1 protein-coding gene is annotated in these 479 nt (G+C 65.6%); it reads left to right on the forward strand.

Annotated features, from left to right (window positions below):
- Positions 1-290 precede the first annotated feature (290 nt).
- Positions 291-479, forward strand: a 189-nt coding sequence (locus GVL52_RS31900) for a LysR family transcriptional regulator (protein WP_160012714.1), incomplete at its 3' end; no start/stop codon positions are given.

Consider the following 479-nt stretch of genomic DNA (forward strand, 5'->3'; position numbering starts at 1 on the left):
CGCATCGACTGGTCGGCCGTGCCGCCCGCCGGCCAGGGGCAGATGAAGGTGATCGGACGGTCCGGGTAGGTGCCCTGCGCCAGCAGGCGGGAGGGCGCGGAGGCGAGGGCGAGCGTGGCGGTGCCGAAGGCGCCCAGAACGAACTGGCGCCGGCCGCAGCGTGGGGTCTGCATGGATTTGTCTCCTGGTTTTTATCTGTCGGTGAGGACAGCCGCCATTGTTCAGAAGCAGCCCATGCCGATCCAATGACAATATCGACTCTCTTCATAACCATCACGGAATGAACGGCCATGGCCCAGATCGACCGCGTGCTTCGTTCCAACCTCAAGCTGCGGCACCTGCAGATGCTGGTGGCGCTCGACCAGTTCCGCCACGTCGGCCGCGCGGCGGAGTTCCTCTCGGTCACCCAGCCGGCCGTATCGAAAACGCTCGCGGAGATCGAGCGCATGTTCGGCCTGCTGCTCTTCGAGCGGTCCACG

The sequence above is a fragment of the Rhizobium sp. 18055 genome (assembly GCF_902706285.1).
Classification (GTDB): Bacteria; Pseudomonadota; Alphaproteobacteria; order Rhizobiales; family Rhizobiaceae; genus Rhizobium.